Genomic DNA, 15,794 nt, shown 5'->3' on the forward strand with positions numbered 1-15,794 from the left:
GGCCGGGTCGTCAGCTCGCGTCGGTGCCCGGGCGGGTGCCGGCGTCGATGGCGTTCGGCAGGAAGCCGGCGTTGTCGGCCAGCAGGGTGGCGGCTTGCTCGGCGGGCAGGCCCGTCATGATGGCCAGGATCGCGGCCTTGACGTGGCCGTCGGCGGCGGCCAGGGCGGAGGTGGCCGTGGCGGCGTCGCAGCCGGTGACCTGCATGAGGGTGCGTTCGCTGCGGGCGTGCAGCTTCGCGTTGGTGGCGCGCAGGTCGACCATGACGTTTTTGTACGTTTTGCCGAGCCGAACCATGCTGATGGTGCTGATCATGTTCAGGACAAGTTTTTGGCAGGTCCCCGACTTTAGGCGGGTGGAGCCGGTCAGGAACTCGGGGCCGACCTCGATCTCCAGGGCGGTGTCCGCAGCGGCGCCGAGCGGGGAGTTGTTGTTGCAGGCGAAGCCCACCGTGTAGGCGCCCTGGGCGCGGGCGGCCTTGACGGCGGCGATGACGTACGGGGTGCGGCCGGATGCGGCGATGCCCACGACGGAATCGTTCGCCGTCAGGTTCAGGGCGGCCGCGTCGGCGGCTCCGGCCTCGGCGCTGTCCTCGGCGTTTTCCACGGCTTGTTTGACGGCTGCCTGGCCGCCGGCGATGACGCCAACGACGAGGGAGGGGTCGGTGCCAAAGGTGGGAGGGCATTCGCTGGCGTCGAGGATGCCCATGCGGCCGGGGGTTCCGGCGCCCACGTAGATCAGCCTGCCGCCCCGGCCCATCCGGGCTGCGATTTCATCGATGACGGCGGCAATGACCGGTAGCTGCTTTTCGATGGCGGCGGGCACGAGCGCGTCCTCACCGTTCATGCCGGCAACGAGTTCAGTTGTTGTCAGGGCGGCCAGGTCCGGGTACCGGGGATTGGATGCTTCGGTTGTCAGGGTCGCGATTTCGGAGCGGATGGCGTCGATGGTGCGCTCAGGGGTGGTCACTGTTTGATCTTCCTTGCTGTGTGGGGGACTGGACTGTGGGGGACTGGGCCGGGCGGTGTGGCTGGGAGGGTTGTGCGACTAGGCGGGCTGGGCGGATTCCAGCAGGCGGACCACCGCTTGGGCGGTCACCCGGCTGAACCCGTGGCAGTGGATGGTCGCCCGCGGCGTGGCTTCGGCGGGAGCCAGCCCGGCATTGATGCAGACCGCTTGCGGGACGGTGGAGAAGACCAGCTCCAGTGTCTCCTGCTGCCCGGGCGACGCCAGTGAATCGACAAGGACCAGGACGGCGCCCTGTGCCGCGTGCGTGGAGGCGTCGGTGGCGTGCGCCTGCACCAGGCGTGACTCAAGGTCCGCACTGGAAAGTTCCGCGGCAAGGACGACGTCGACGGCGTAGCCGCCCAGCGCGGCGGCAAGAAAGTTTCCGGTGGGGCCGGCAGCCATGTTGTGGCCGGTGCGGGCATCGACCAGGGTGACGGGACCGGTTCCCGTGAGCACCGGAGCAGCTGCACCGGGTGCCACGGCGCCAAACGCCCCGGTGCCCTGCAAGTCTGTGCCCAGCGAATCCGTGCGGCAGGCGCGGGCAGCCACCGAAACCCAGTCGACGTCGTCGTCCGTTTCCCGGGATTCCCCGGCTGAATCGTCGGCGGGATCCTGCCGTGGAACTCCCGCGGCGGTCCACCGGGCCAGTGCCTGCACACGGGCGGCCGCCGTCCGCAGGGTCTCCACCGGCAGGCGTCCGGACGTGGCGGCAGCCATCACGGCGTCGTACACCTCGGTGTAGCAGGACTCGTCGTCGCGCCCGGTCGTGTAGGCGTTCAGCGGGTTGCCCACGCACAGCAGGTCGTTGCCGGCCAGCAGGGCAAGCACGCCGCCCTCGCCGGGGCCGACGGTGGCGCGAACGGCGGCCATGTCCAGCGCATCAGTGATCAACACGCCCGCAAAGCCCATCCCGCGCAGCAGTGCGCTCGCAGCCGGGTTCAAGGTGGCGGGGGCCTCGCCCAGCTCGGGGATGATGATGTGTGCGCTCATCATGGCGGCAACGCCCGCATCGGCGGCGGCCTTGAACGGGGGCAGGTGGTGCTCTGCCATCTGCGCCATGGTCAGGTTCACGCGGGCAATGTCCATGTGCGAGTCCGCCACGGTGTCGCCGTGCCCCGGGAAGTGCTTGGCGCATGCTGCCACGTGCAGACTCTGGATGCCGGCCACCGCGGCGGCCGTGTGGGTGCTGACGAGGGCGGTGTCGGCACCAAAGGCCCGCACGCCGATCACGGGGTTGAGCGGATTCGTGTTGACGTCGGCCACCGGGGCGATGGTCAGGTTGATGCCGGCGTCGCGGCACAGGCGGGCGATCGCGCGGCCGGCTGCCTTGGTGGCGGCCGGCTCGTTCAGGGCGCCCAGGACGGCGGCGCCGGGAATCGTGGAGCCGCCGCTGGCCTGCAAGCGGGTGACGTTGCCGCCCTCTTCGTCGACGCCAATGATTGCATCCGGGTTCGCGGCGCGGATGGCGGCGGAGAGGGCAGTCACCTGCCCGGGCGCGCCCGGATCAATGTTGTGGCTAAAATACACGACGCCGGCCAGCCCGTTCCCGAGGCCCGCCACCAGCCATGGTGGCGCAGTTGTGCCAACAAAACCCGGCAGGATGACCGAATTGACCAGCCGGTCGAGATCTGCCGGCAAGCCGGTGGGATTGTTGCCGGGAAGTGCTGTGGGATTGCCGTCAACGGGAGGCTGCTGGTGGTCTGGCTCACTTGAAGTCATGGTTGAAATCCTACCGGCGCGGATGTGGCCTAAACTTTATGTGTCGCCATCATCGAACCACCCCTGGAGATTTCCTGTGACCAGCGTTCCGCATAACCGTGTTCCCATCCGCCGGGCTTTGATCTCGGTCTACGACAAGACCGGGCTGGAAGAGCTGGCCATCGGCCTCAACGCCGCCGGTGTCGCCATTGTTTCAACCGGTTCAACGGCAGCCAGAATTACTGCCGCCGGTGTCCCCGTGACCGAAGTGTCCGAGGTGACAGGGTTCCCCGAAGCCCTCGACGGGCGCGTGAAGACCCTGCACCCGCTGGTCCACGCAGGCATCCTTGCCGACCGCCGACTCCCGGACCACGTCCGCCAGCTTGAAGACATGAACGTGCAGCCGTTCGACCTCGTCGTGGTCAACCTGTACCCGTTCGTTGACACCGTGAACTCGGGTGCCGGCCAGGACGCCGTCGTTGAGCAGATCGACATTGGCGGGCCCTCCATGGTCCGCGCCGCAGCCAAGAACCACCCCTCGGTGGCAGTGGTGGTCGACCCGGCCAGGTACGCCGACGTCATCGCCGCCGCACAGGCCGGCGGCTTCGAACTCATCGCCCGCCAGCGCCTGGCAGCCGCGGCGTTCGCACACACGGCCGCCTACGACAACGCCGTGGCCGCCTGGACCTCCGCGCAGTTCCTCGACGAGGACGGCGACGGCATCATCGACTGGCCGTCCTACGCCGGTTACTCCCTGGAACGCTCCGAGGTGCTGCGCTACGGCGAAAACCCGCACCAGCAGGCAGCTCTGTACGTTGACAAGGGTGCGCCGGCCGGCATCGCCCAGGCCGACCAGCTCCACGGCAAGGCCATGAGCTACAACAACTTCGTTGACGCCGACGCAGCCCTGCGCGCGGCCTTCGACTTCGACGAGCCGGCCGTGGCCGTCATCAAGCACGCCAACCCGTGCGGCGTGGCCGTGGCCTCCCCGGACGCTGTGGACCCCATCGCCGACGCCCATGCCAAGGCCCACGCCTGCGACCCGCTCTCGGCTTTTGGCGGCGTCATCGCGGCCAACCGCACCGTCACCGCCGGCATGGCCCGCACCGTGGCCGGCATCTTCACGGAAGTTGTCATCGCACCTGACTTCGAGCCCGAAGCCGTGGAGATCCTCGCCAAGAAAAAGAACATCCGCCTGCTGTCGCTGCCGGAAGGCTATGGCCGCTACCCGGCTGAAGTCCGCCAGGTCTCCGGCGGCATGCTGGTGCAAATGTCGGACAAGGTCGACGCCGACGGCGACAACCCCGACACCTGGACCCTCGCCGCAGGCGCCCCGGCCGATGCCGCCACCCTCGCCGACCTCGCCTTTGCCTGGACCGCGGTCCGCGCCGCGAAGTCCAACGCCATCCTGCTTGCCCACAACGGCGCCGCAGTGGGCATCGGCATGGGCCAGGTCAACCGCGTCGACTCCTGCAAGCTGGCCGTTGAGCGCGCCAACACGCTCGGGGTCACCGTGGAATCCGAGGTTGACGCTGCCGGCGGCGCCTCGGGAACCCCCGAAGCCGCGTCCGCGCAGCGCTCCATCGGCGCCGTGGCCTCCTCAGACGCGTTCTTCCCGTTCGCCGACGGGCTGCAGATCCTGCTCGACGCCGGTGTCCGCGCCGTCGTCCAGCCCGGCGGATCGGTGCGCGATGAAGAAGTGATTGCGGCGGCCAACGAAGCCGGCATCACCATGTACTTCACCGGTGCACGCCACTTCTTCCACTGACAGGACATCCATGAGCATGCTGGATTGGCTGCTGGAGCCCGGCGTCCTGGCCACACTGATCATCGGTGCGGCGACACTGGCGTTTCTGACGTTGCTGGTCGGCATCGTGGCTCAGATCCGGAGGCGGTAGTTTTACCCAAACTACGACGCCACCTCACCCGTGTGGCATACCCGCCACTACTGAAATATTCTTCGACGTGGGGGGAGTTGCGGCCATGTCCGGTGCAGTGTGGTTGTACGTGGTGGTTGGAATATTTGTGCTCGTGGTGCTCGTGCTTGGCGTCCCGCTCTTGGTTGGCCAACTGCGCGGGCGCACCGCCCAACCCCCAGCCACCCCGCCGGAGACCGTGCCCCACCCCCGCGGCGAAACCATTCCGCCCACCGGCTGCCGCCAGCATCGTGCTTTAAAACGCTATCGCAGCAATGGGGCATTTTTTCGGAACGCTCTCGCACCGGGGTGCGGGAGCGTTCCGAAAAATCCAGCCATTGCTGCGATAGCGTTGGTTTGGTGGGGAGGTTAGTCGTCGCCTTCCTTGCGGGCACCCAGCTCGGCGTCCAAACGCAGCAGGCCGTTGCCATCGGCGCCGATCAGCTTCACCCGGCCAATGATTTCGCCAACGGTGGCTTCCTCTTCCAGCTGCTCCTCGATGAACCAGTTCAACAGCGGGATGGAGTCAATGTCGCCCTCCTGCTGTGCCATGCGGTACAGGTTGCGGATTGACTCCGAGACCTTCTGCTCGTGCGCCAGCGACGCCTCAAACGCCTCAAGGACGGTGTTGATCGTGACATCCGGAGCCGTGATCGTGCCGATCTTGGGGGCGGCATCGCGGTCGGTCATGTGGTCGGTGAACTTCTGTGCGTGCACCAGCTCCTCCGCCGACTGGGCCAGGAACCAGCGTGAAATGCCGGGCAGGTCCTGAACATCCATTTCAATGGCCAGCTGGCGGTAAACCACCGCGGCCTGGATCTCCAGCGTAATTTGATCGTTGATGGCTTCTGCGAGTTTTCCCTTAAGTTCCATGGCTCCACGTTATTGCGAAAATGAATTCGGCGCACACAAAGTGAGGCTAAGTTCACTTAGGGCAGCGTCACCTAAAGCGCCGATAGCGGGCAAACGCCGTGTCTCGGGTAGATTGGGAGGGAAAGAAATCTCACCAGATTCTCAGTAATCCATTGAATTTTCGCAGGAGACACCTCACCTATGGCCAAGATTATCTACACCCTGACAGACGAAGCGCCCATGTTGGCCACGTACTCCTTCCTGCCGATTGTTGAGGCATTCGCCTCCACGGCCGGAGTGGAGGTGGAAACCCGGGACATCTCCGTTTCCGCCCGCATCATCGCCGTCTTTGGCGACTACCTCACCGAAGAGCAGCGCGCAGCCGACACCCTGGCTGAATTGGGTGCCCTGGCCAAGAGCCCGGACGCCAACATCATCAAGCTGCCGAACATCAGCGCCTCCATCCCGCAGCTGAAGGCGGCCGTGGCCGAACTTCAGGGCCAGGGCTTCGCCCTCCCGGACTACCCGGATGACCCCTCCACGGATGAGGAAAAGGACGTTCGCGCCCGCTACGACAAGATCAAGGGCAGCGCCGTGAACCCGGTCCTGCGCGAAGGCAACTCCGACCGCCGCGCACCCCTTTCGGTGAAGAGCTACGCAAAGGCCAACCCGCACAGCATGGGTGCCTGGAGCGCGGATTCCAAGACCAACGTGGCCACCATGGACAGCGGCGACTTCTTCCACAACGAGAAGTCCGTTGTCATCGAAGCCGATGACAAGATCAAGATCCAGTTCGTTGCAGCCGACGGCAGCACCACCGTGCTGAAGGACGCCTTCCCCGTCCTGGCCGACGAAATCGTTGACGGCACGGTCATGCGCGCCGCGGCACTCGACGAGTTCCTGACCGCACAGGTTGCCCGCGCCAAGGAAGAGGGCATCCTCCTCTCGGCGCACCTGAAGGCCACCATGATGAAGGTCTCCGACCCGATCATCTTCGGCCACGTGGTGAAGGCCTACTTCCCCGAACTGTTCGCCAACTACGGCGAGGCCCTGGCAGCTGCCGGCCTGAGCCCGGCCAACGGCCTGGCCTCCATCCTCAACGGCCTGGGCGAACTGCCTGTGGACGTGCGCGCAGGCGTTGAAGCCGCCATCGCGAAGGGGTACGAAAACGGCCCGGCACTGGCCATGGTCGACTCCGACAATGGCATCACCAACCTCCACGTCCCCTCCGACGTGATTGTTGACGCCTCCATGCCGGCCATGATCCGCACCTCCGGGCACATGTGGGGCGCCGACGGCCAGGAACACGACACCCTGGCAGTGCTGCCCGACAGCAGCTACGCCGGTGTCTACCAGGCAACCATCGACGACTGCCGCACCCACGGTGCCTTCGACCCGACCACCATGGGCACCGTCCCCAACGTCGGCCTCATGGCCCAGGCAGCCGAAGAATACGGCAGCCACGACAAGACGTTCGAGCTCGGCGAAGCCGGCACCGTGCAGATCGTCAACACTGCCGGGACCGTGCTGATCGAGCACGACGTCGAAGCCGGCGACATTTGGCGTGCCTGCCAGGTCAAGGACATCCCCGTCCGCGACTGGGTCAAGCTTGCCGTCACCCGCGCCCGCGCCTCCGCAACCCCCGCTGTGTTCTGGCTGGATGGCAACCGCGCCCACGACGCAAACCTCATCATCAAGGTCAACGAGTACCTCAAGGACCACGACACCGACGGCCTGGACATCCAGATCCTGTCCCCGGAGAAGGCCACCGCCTTCACCCTGGAACGCATCCGCCGCGGCGAGGACACCATTTCCGTCACCGGCAACGTGCTCCGCGACTACCTCACGGACCTGTTCCCGATCCTGGAACTGGGCACCAGCGCCAAGATGCTCTCCGTCGTGCCGTTGATTGCAGGCGGCGGGCTCTTCGAGACCGGTGCCGGCGGCTCCGCCCCGAAGCACGTACAGCAGCTCATCAAGGAAAACCACCTGCGGTGGGATTCACTGGGCGAGTTCCTGGCCCTGGCCGTCAGCTTCGAGCACCTCGCCGTCAACTATGGCAACGCCCGGGCACAGATTCTGGCCGACACCCTCGACAGGGCAACCGGCACGTTCCTGCTGGAAAACAAGTCGCCGAAGCGCAAGGTTGGCGAAATCGACAACCGCGGCAGCCACTTCCACCTAGCCAAGTTCTGGGCACAGGAACTGGCGGCACAGACAGTCGACGCCGAGCTGGCGGAAGCGTTCAAGGCAGTAGCCGCGGACCTGACAAGCAACGAAGAAGCAATCATCGCCGAACTCGCGGACGTGCAGGGCTCACCGGTTGACCTGGGCGGCTACTACCGTCCTGATGCAGCCAAGGTTGCAGCCATCATGCGCCCGTCGGCACTGCTGAACAAGGCCATCGACACGCTGTCCTAATGGATCCCAGCTGCGACCCCTTCGGGGGTTGCCAGCCGCAGCCCCCGAAGGGGCGCACAGCAAAAAAGCCCGCCCCTCACCCGGGGCGGGCTTTTTTCTTGCCCAACCAGCCGCCGTCGGGCCTTCCCAGCGCAAAACAAGCATCTGTTATCAGATCTTTACGCAATATATGTGTTCCACCTCACATACTGGGTAGTAAGGTCAAATCACGTGAAGCCAATGGTTACGGGGAACGACGACGTCCCGCGGGCCTTGATGCTAACTTCGGAAGGCGCATAAATGAACCGCAAGAGAGTTATGACCACACTGGCTGCGGCAGCCACACTTGGCATGCTGATGGCTGGATGTGCGAACACCGCTGCCCCGGAGGGCGGAAGCTCTTCGGAGGGCGGGGGCGGCGCCGCCGTCAATATTCCGGCGCTGACAACCATTGACACGCCAAAGGACGCCGTCCTGCCGGCCGGTGACGGCAAGGCCACCTGTCCGGCCACCACCACGCTGGCCTATGTTGGTGCCCAGACCGGCCCCAACGCCCAGCTCGGCATTAACATCTTCAACGGCGTGCAGCTGGCCATCAACGAGCACAACGCCGCAAACGCCGACTGCCAGGTGGTGTTCAAGAAGTTTGACACTGAAGGCGATCCCAACAAGGCCACCGGCCCGGTCACCCAGGCCACGAAGGAGGAAGGCATCATCGGCGTTGTGGGACTGCCGTTCTCGGGCGAGTCCAAGGCCACCGGCAACATCTTCGAACAGGTCAAGCTGGTCCATGTCACCCCGGCAGCAACCAACCCGGACCTGACCAACAACGGCTGGACCACGTTCTTCCGCGGACTGGGCAACGACGCGGTCCAGGGCCCGGCAGCAGCCAAGTTCATGACAGGCAAGCTGGAGGCCAAGAAGGTCTACATCGTCCAGGATGACTCCGAATACGGCATCGGCCTGGGCAAGACCACCGCCGAAGGCCTCGGCGACGCCTTGGTGGGCACTGACAAGGTCACGCAGGGACAGAAGGACTTCTCGGCCACGATCTCCAAGATCATGAACTCCAAGGCCGACGCCGTCTTCTACTCCGGCTACTACGCCGAAGGCGCCCCGTTTGACCAGCAGCTGGTGAACAAGGGCTACAAGGGAACGTTCATTGGTCCGGACGGGCTCAAGGATGACCAGTTCATCAAGCAGGCAGGCGACGCATCCGCCAACGCATACTTCACCTGCCCCTGCATCCCCGGCGAGCTGCTCCCCACCTTCGCCAAGGACTACAAGGCACTGGCCGGCATCGACCCGGGAACGTACTCCATTGAAGGGTACGACGCAGCCACCGTGCTGCTCTCGGGCATCGACGCCGGAAACCAGGACCGGGCGTCATTGCTCGAATGGGTCAAGACCTACGACAAGGACGGTCTGAGCAAGCACTACAAGTGGAACGACAAGGGCGAGCTGCAGGCTCCGACTGTCTACGGCTACAAGACGGAGAACGGCAAGATCGTTCCCATCGGTCCCATCGGGGAGTAAACCCCAGCTGGCCGGCAATGCTGTGGGGTGGACTTCCGCCCCACAGCATTGCCGTGCAAGCACCCGTCAGCCCACCTTTCAACTTGCGCTGGCCGCCGGCATGACCTGCCGGACGCCGCGGAAGGAAATGGAAACCTCCCATGATTCCAACCATACTTTTGGCCGCACCGCCGGCCAGCGACTGGATTACGCTGGATTTTGCAGCCTTGGGGCAGAACTTCTGGTCCGCAACTTTTGACGGCTTGACCTTTGGCTCCATCTACGCCCTGGTGGCCCTGGGCTACACCCTCGTTTACGGTGTACTGAACCTCATTAACTTTGCCCACTCCGAAGTCTTCATCATTGGCTGCTACGGCGTCTGGTTCACACTTTCTTTCCTGGGTTTCGGCCCCTCCGCCCCCAATCTGGATGTGGGCGCCATTGTCATCAACCTGCTGCTGGCGTTGATCGTGGGCATCCTGGCCGCGGCCCTGGCAGCATTCTTGCTGGAGCGGCTGGCCTACAAACCATTGCGTAAACGCAACGCACCCCGCCTGGTTTTTCTCATCACGGCCATCGGCGCCTCCTTCACCATCCAGTACCTGATCTACGTATGGCGCGGGGCCGTCCCCGAACAGGCCCTGACCATGTTCCAGGTCACGCCGATTTTTGAGCTGTTCGGGACCTTCATCTACAACGACCAGATCCTGATCGTGACGGCCGCTGTCATCATGATGGTCGTTACCGAACGCTTCATCAGCAAGTCCCGCACCGGCCGCGGCATCCGCGCCGTCGCCCAGGACCCGGACACGGCAACGCTGATGGGCGTGAACAAGGAAAAAATCATTATCACCACGTTCGTCATCGGCGGCATCCTTGCCGGCGCGGCCGCGCTGTTCTACACCATGAAAATCCCCTCCGGCGTTGTCTACAACGGCGGCTTCATCCTCGGCATCAAGGCCTTTGCGGCCGCAGTGCTGGGCGGCATCGGCAACGTCCGCGGCGCCCTCCTTGGCGGGCTGCTGCTGGGCTTGATCGGCAACTATGGGCAGATCCTGTTGGGCAACTCCCAGTGGACCGACGTCGTCGCATTCCTCGTGCTGGTGCTGGTGCTGCTGTTCCGTCCCCAAGGAATTCTGGGCACCTCGCTTGGAAGGAGCAAGGCATGAGCATGTCAGACGGACCAAAGCCGCTGTCAACCGCCAAGTCAGCACAGGGCACAGCCGACTCGGATGCTGCGGGAGTGCCGCTTGGCTCAAGCGCAGCCGTGCCGCGGGCAAACCGCAAATTTGGTGCGTGGAGTGACCGGTGGCGTGAAATGCCGCGCCAAAAACAATGGCTGATCCTCATCCCGATCGTGGTCGTGGCGTTCCTGCTGCCCGTCATGAACATCCCGTTTATCACGACCGAACCAGGCAACGACTGGCCGCTGGCCTGCCAGCTCATGGCAATCTACGCGCTGGTCGCCGTCGGGCTGAACATTGTGATTGGCTACGCCGGCCTGCTGGACCTTGGCTACATTGCCTTCTTCGCCGTCGGCTCCTACACGGCGGCCATGCTGACCAGCCCGGACTCCGCGTTCATCAAGATCCCGTACCTGTGGACGCTCCCCGTGGCCATTGCGGTCTCCATGTTTGTCGGCGTCCTGCTGGGCCTGCCCACGCTGCGCCTGCGCGGGGACTACCTGGCCATCGTGACGCTCGGCTTTGGTGAGATCGTGCGCATCCTCGCCACCATCATCCCAGCCATGAAGGGCCAGCCCGGTTTCCAAAACGTGGGCCACCCGCCCGGTGTTGGCGCCGACGGAATCCCCATTTTCGCCAACTCCAACGGAACCCCCTGGTACTGGCTGACACTGACCATCTTGATCATCATGCTGTTCCTGGTCGGCAACATGGAGCGCAGCCGCGTTGGCCGTGCCTGGATCGCCATCCGCGAGGACGAGGACGCCGCCGAGACCATGGGTGTGCCAACGTTCAAGTACAAGGTGTGGGCCTTCGCGCTCGGCGCCGGTGTTGGCGGCCTGGCCGGGGCGCTCATGGGCGGCCAGGTTGGCTTCGTGAACAACCAGAAGTTCGACGTCGTGACGTCCATCTTGTTTGTCGCGGCAGTTGTGCTGGGCGGCTCGGGCAACAAGGTCGGTGCCATCCTTGGCGGCGCCCTGGTGGCTTACATTCCGCTGCGGTTTACGGCCATTGCCGAGTACAAGTTCCTGATCTTTGGCATCGCCTTGATCATCATCATGATCTACCGTGCCCAAGGCCTGGTTCCGGCCAAACAGCGGCTGTTGGCCTACGGCACCAAGGCGTATGCTGCAGTCAGGCGCCAGTATGCCAAGAATTCCGGCAGGCCGGACGGTCCGGACGGTCCGGACAAGCCTGGCGCACCGGGCCCGCAAGACGGTTCCGGGAAACCAGGCGGGCCGGGAGCGGCTGCCACGCTGCCGTCGCCCAAACCCCGCGCAGAGGGGGCGCCATCATGAGTGAAGCAGTGGATCCAAACAGCGGAGTGGACGAAGCGGCCCTGCGTGCCGGCGGCGTCGACCTGGAAACGGCCGAGGCCATCGCACCCGACAGGAAGTTTGCCGTCGATGTCGGCGAGGATTTGGTGCAGGTCAAGAACCTGACCATGAAATTCGGCGGCCTCCTGGCCATGGACGACGTCAGTTTCACCATCAAGCGCGGTGAAATCCTTGGTTTGATCGGCCCCAACGGGGCAGGCAAGACCACGTGTTTCAACGCCATGACAGGGGTTTACAAGCCCACCGGCGGGCAGGTGCTGCTGGAGGGCAGGCTGCTCAACGGCATGAAGCAGCACAAAATCACGCGTGCAGGGTTGGCCCGCACCTTCCAAAACATCCGCCTCTTTGGCGAAATGACTGCCCTGGAGAATGTGGTGGTTGGGTTGGATGCGCGGCACAAAACCAGCGTGGTGGGGGCCCTGCTGCGCCTGCCCAGACACATCAGGGAGGAAAAGAGCTCCATTGAGCGCGGCATGGCCCTGCTCGACTTTGTCGGCATCGGCCATCAGGCAGCCACACTCTCGCGGCACCTGCCGTACGGCAGCCAGCGCCGGCTGGAAATTGCCAGGGCGCTGGCCACCGACCCCAAGGTGCTGTGCCTGGACGAACCGGCTGCCGGCTTCAACCCGGCGGAAAAGGAAGAGCTCATGCAGCTCATCCGCACCATCCGGGATGACGGCTACACGGTCCTTTTGATTGAGCACGACATGAAACTCGTCATGGGCGTCACGGACAGGATTGTGGTTTTGGAGTTTGGCAAGAAGATCGCCGACGGCAAGCCGCACGACATCCGTGAAGACCCGCGCGTGATTTCCGCCTACCTAGGGGAGCCTGAAGATGACTTTGCTTGAGCTGGACAACGTCTCGGTCCACTACGGGAGGATCCAGGCAATCCACGACATGTCCTTCACGGTGGACGAGGGCGAGATCGTCTCCTTGATCGGTGCCAACGGTGCCGGCAAAACCACCACCATGAAAACCATCTCCGGGCTGCTCAACCCCTCGGGCGGGACCATCAAGTTCATGGGGGAGGACATCACCAAGATGAAGGCCCACATCAGGGTCGTGCAGGGCATTTCGCAGGCGCCGGAAGGGCGAGGCATCTTCCCGGCCATGACGGTGCTGGAAAACCTGGACATGGGCACCTTTGGGCGGAAGGACCGCAGCGGCGTGGACGAGGACCTGGACCGGGTGTTCACCTTGTTCCCGCGGCTGAAGGAGCGTGAGAAGCAGTTTGGCGGCACCATGAGCGGCGGCGAGCAGCAGATGCTCGCCATTGGCCGGGCGTTGATGTCCCGGCCCAAGCTGCTGCTGTTGGACGAGCCCTCCATGGGGCTGGCCCCGCAGTTCATCCGGCAAATCTTCAAGATCATCACCGAGATCAACACCCAGGGCACCACGGTGCTGCTCGTGGAGCAAAACGCCAACCAGGCCTTGGCCCGGGCGCACCGGGCCTTTGTGCTCGAGACCGGCGAGATCACGCACAGCGGCACGGGCAAGGAACTGCTGGCCAACCCGGCCATCAAGGAAGCCTACCTGGGCGTCGGCTGAGTCCCGATCCCAAAGTAAAACCCCAAAGTACGACGGCGGGGCGTCACCTTCCAGCGCGAAGGCGGCGCCCCGTCGTCGCCCCCCCCAACAAACCCTCTCGCAGTAATGGCGGCTATTTTCGAAACGCTCGCGCAGTGCCCGCACCGTGCGATGCGTCCATTGCGAGAGCGTTGGGGAAAAGGGCCCCGTATGAGAGCGAGCGTTGGGCAGTGAGAGGGGCAGGGGCAGGGCGGCGGTTAGAGGTCGGTGCGGGCATCGTTGGGGTGGCTGACACCTATTTGGCGGCGGACCTCGTCGAACAGTTCCATGATGGCCAGGGAATCATCCAGCGGCATGGTGGTGCTTTCGGTCAGTCCGGCCTGGATGCAGCGGGTCACTTCGCGCAGCTGGTAGGTGTAGCCGCGGCCCGGGTACTCAAATGTCTCGGTGCGTTTGGCGTCGCCGGGGCCGGAAATGAGAAGCTGCCGGGGGTTGTTCAGTGAATCCACCGTTTCCAGATACCCCAGGGTGCCGGAGACGGTGGCCCGGCTGGGGCCCTGCGAGGTCAGGTGGCTGAGCAGCTGGGCCTGCCCGCCGTTGGGGTAGCTGAGCGTGATGGTGTTTTGTGCGTCCACGCCAAAGGAAGTGAGTGTGCCGGTGGCGGCCACCGTCTCAGGCCGGCCGAGTGCTCCCCACGCCCACAGCAGCGGGTAGACGGTGAGGTCAAGGAGCGCCCCACCCCCGTCGGCCGGGGCCCAAATGCGCAACGTTTCATCCGTTGGCGCCACGAAGCCGAGATCGGCCTGCACCCACTTCACGTCACCAATCTCGCCCGAGGCAATGATCTCCAGGGCTCGCTGGTAGCCCGGCACAAACCGCGCCCACACGGCTTCCATCAGGAACAGTCCCTTGGCGCGCGCTAAATTGATCAAGCTGCGCGTCTCGGCGGCCGTGATGGTCAGTGCCTTCTCGCACAAAACGTGCTTGCCGTGCTCCAAGGCAGCCCGTGCCACATCAAAGTGCTGCCCGTGCGGGGTGGCAATGTAAACCACATCCACCTCCGGGTCCGCCACCAGCTGGAGGTGGCCGGGGTCAGCTGAACCGTCGGATCCGCCGTCGTAATAATGAGTCGCAAAGCCAAACCGTTCGGCGAACGCTGCCGCGCTCTTCCCGCTGCGCGAACTCACTGCCTGCAGCACGGCATCTTCCAGCAGCGCCAGATCGGCCGTGACGGTGTCGGCAGTGTTTCCGGTGGCAATCACGCCCCAGCGCAGGGGAGCGCCGGTGGCGGCAAGGGTGTCGGGATTGAATGTGGTGTACCAGTCGGGACGGCCGACGAATCGTGGGGTGCTCATTCGGACATTCTGCCAGCAATGCATCTCCGGCGGGGGAACATGACAAGCGCTTCGACAAATTGCGTCGAACACGAAGGTGTTGGCGAAGGCGTGCCCGCCGGGAGACCGGCCCCGCGCAGTTGTCGGTTCCGCCCAGTAAGATGAAGCGCATCTGCTGCGGAACTGGAGACCGAGATGGCGCAAACGACTGAAACGACTGGAACAACTACCACTGCGGCCCAGGTGCTGGCCGAGTTGGCGGCGCTGGAGGACCCCAAGGCTCGTGCCATCAACGAAAAACACGGTGACGACCACGGCGTCAACCTTGGCAAGCTGCGTGCAATTGCGAAGCGGCTGAAGTCCCAGCAGGAGCTTGCCCGCGAGCTCTGGGCCACCGGTGACACTGCAGCGCGGCTGGTGGCGTTGCTGATGTTCCGGCCCAAGTCCTTCACCGCGGAAGAGCTGGACACCATGCTGCGCCAGGCCCACATCCCCAAGGTGAACGACTGGCTCGTGAACTACGTGGTGAAGAAGGGCCCCCACGCAGAGGAACTGCGCAACGCCTGGTTCACCGATCCCGACCCGGTGGTTGCGGCGGCCGGCTGGGCGCTGACGAGCGAACGCATTGTGAAGGCGCCGGCGGGCCTGGACCTGCCGGGCCTGCTGGACATCATCGAGGCCCAGATGAAGTCGGCCCCGGACCGCCTCCAATGGGCCATGAACTTCGCACTGGCCCAGATCGGCATTGAAAACCCGGAGCTGCGGGCCCGCGCGCTGGAGATCGGTGAGCGCCTCGAAGTGCTCAAGGACTACCCCACCCCGCCCAACTGCACCTCCCCGTACGCGCCCCTTTGGATCAACGAGATGGTCAGCCGGCAGGCCAAGTAGCAGGACACTAGTGCGGCTGGCTGGCAGGCCGGCCGGCTGTCGGGATCGGGATTGTGGCCCTGCTGGCCATCACCACGCGGGCTAAAAAACGCAACTGAAGCACCCCGCCAACAAGTGAGCGTTGGCCCAAACAC

Annotated in this window: 12 protein-coding genes; 8 read left to right on the plus strand and 4 right to left on the minus strand. The window is 64.6% G+C overall.

From position 1 onward, the window contains the following. Nucleotides 1–10: 10 nt before the first annotated feature. Together murQ and ACT3TS_RS09220 are read right to left on the minus strand one after the other, a co-directional pair. Nucleotides 11–967 carry an N-acetylmuramic acid 6-phosphate etherase gene (gene murQ / locus ACT3TS_RS09215; RefSeq protein ID WP_444531211.1) on the minus strand — a complete coding sequence of 319 codons (957 nt, stop codon included), beginning with the start codon at nucleotides 965–967 and terminating at the stop codon, nucleotides 11–13. A gap of 78 nt (nucleotides 968–1,045) precedes the next feature. Further along, nucleotides 1,046–2,725, minus strand: coding sequence for a glycoside hydrolase family 3 protein (locus tag ACT3TS_RS09220; protein ID WP_444531212.1), 1,680 nt, complete (start codon nucleotides 2,723–2,725; stop codon nucleotides 1,046–1,048). 22 nt (nucleotides 2,726–2,747) lie between these two features. Here ACT3TS_RS09220 and purH point away from each other — a divergent pair, with 22 nt between their 5' ends. Continuing rightward, on the plus strand, nucleotides 2,748–4,472 hold the full coding sequence (gene purH, locus ACT3TS_RS09225; RefSeq protein ID WP_444531277.1) for a bifunctional phosphoribosylaminoimidazolecarboxamide formyltransferase/IMP cyclohydrolase: 1,725 nt from the start codon (nucleotides 2,748–2,750) through the stop codon (nucleotides 4,470–4,472). A 517-nt stretch (nucleotides 4,473–4,989) separates the two neighbouring features. Here purH and ACT3TS_RS09230 read toward each other — a convergent pair. Next, the gene (locus ACT3TS_RS09230; RefSeq protein ID WP_444531213.1) at nucleotides 4,990–5,493 is read right to left on the minus strand and encodes a ferritin; all 504 of its coding nucleotides are present in this window, start codon (nucleotides 5,491–5,493) and stop codon (nucleotides 4,990–4,992) included. 180 nt (nucleotides 5,494–5,673) lie between these two features. Between ACT3TS_RS09230 and ACT3TS_RS09235 the strand changes: the two genes are divergently transcribed. The 6 genes from ACT3TS_RS09235 to ACT3TS_RS09260 all read left to right on the plus strand — a co-directional run bounded on the left by ACT3TS_RS09235 (nucleotide 5,674) and on the right by ACT3TS_RS09260 (nucleotide 13,459). Continuing rightward, entirely contained in the window at nucleotides 5,674–7,893 is a 2,220-nt protein-coding gene (locus ACT3TS_RS09235) for an NADP-dependent isocitrate dehydrogenase (protein ID WP_444531214.1), read from the plus strand. Between the two features lie 279 nt (nucleotides 7,894–8,172). Then, nucleotides 8,173–9,408 (plus strand): branched-chain amino acid ABC transporter substrate-binding protein, encoded by a 1,236-nt coding sequence (locus ACT3TS_RS09240; protein ID WP_444531215.1) that lies wholly within the window; start codon nucleotides 8,173–8,175, stop codon nucleotides 9,406–9,408. Nucleotides 9,409–9,548: 140 nt separating this feature from the next. Next, nucleotides 9,549–10,556, plus strand: coding sequence for a branched-chain amino acid ABC transporter permease (locus tag ACT3TS_RS09245; RefSeq protein ID WP_444531216.1), 1,008 nt, complete (start codon nucleotides 9,549–9,551; stop codon nucleotides 10,554–10,556). Then, the gene (locus tag ACT3TS_RS09250) at nucleotides 10,553–11,869 is read left to right on the plus strand and encodes a branched-chain amino acid ABC transporter permease (RefSeq protein ID WP_444531217.1); all 1,317 of its coding nucleotides are present in this window, start codon (nucleotides 10,553–10,555) and stop codon (nucleotides 11,867–11,869) included. Before ACT3TS_RS09245 ends, ACT3TS_RS09250 begins: the two co-directional genes overlap by 4 nt. Then, nucleotides 11,866–12,759: an ABC transporter ATP-binding protein gene (locus ACT3TS_RS09255; RefSeq protein WP_444531218.1), complete on the plus strand. Its 894-nt coding sequence runs from the start codon at nucleotides 11,866–11,868 to the stop codon at nucleotides 12,757–12,759. The genes ACT3TS_RS09250 and ACT3TS_RS09255 overlap by 4 nt, the downstream gene beginning before the upstream one ends. Next, nucleotides 12,746–13,459 (plus strand): ABC transporter ATP-binding protein, encoded by a 714-nt coding sequence (locus tag ACT3TS_RS09260; protein WP_444531219.1) that lies wholly within the window; start codon nucleotides 12,746–12,748, stop codon nucleotides 13,457–13,459. The genes ACT3TS_RS09255 and ACT3TS_RS09260 overlap by 14 nt, the downstream gene beginning before the upstream one ends. Before the next feature lie 236 nt (nucleotides 13,460–13,695). Here the strand turns inward: ACT3TS_RS09260 and ACT3TS_RS09265 are convergent, their stop codons facing one another. After that, nucleotides 13,696–14,793 carry a Gfo/Idh/MocA family protein gene (locus ACT3TS_RS09265; RefSeq protein WP_444531220.1) on the minus strand — a complete coding sequence of 366 codons (1,098 nt, stop codon included), beginning with the start codon at nucleotides 14,791–14,793 and terminating at the stop codon, nucleotides 13,696–13,698. A 174-nt stretch (nucleotides 14,794–14,967) separates the two neighbouring features. On the opposite strand from ACT3TS_RS09265, the gene ACT3TS_RS09270 reads away from it, so the two are divergent. Next, a complete protein-coding gene (locus ACT3TS_RS09270) occupies nucleotides 14,968–15,660 on the plus strand; it encodes a DNA alkylation repair protein (RefSeq protein ID WP_444531221.1) in 693 nt (230 codons plus the stop codon). Nucleotides 15,661–15,794 lie beyond the last annotated feature (134 nt).

The organism is Specibacter sp. AOP5-B1-6, assembly GCF_052376555.1.
GTDB lineage: Bacteria > Actinomycetota > Actinomycetes > Actinomycetales > Micrococcaceae > Specibacter.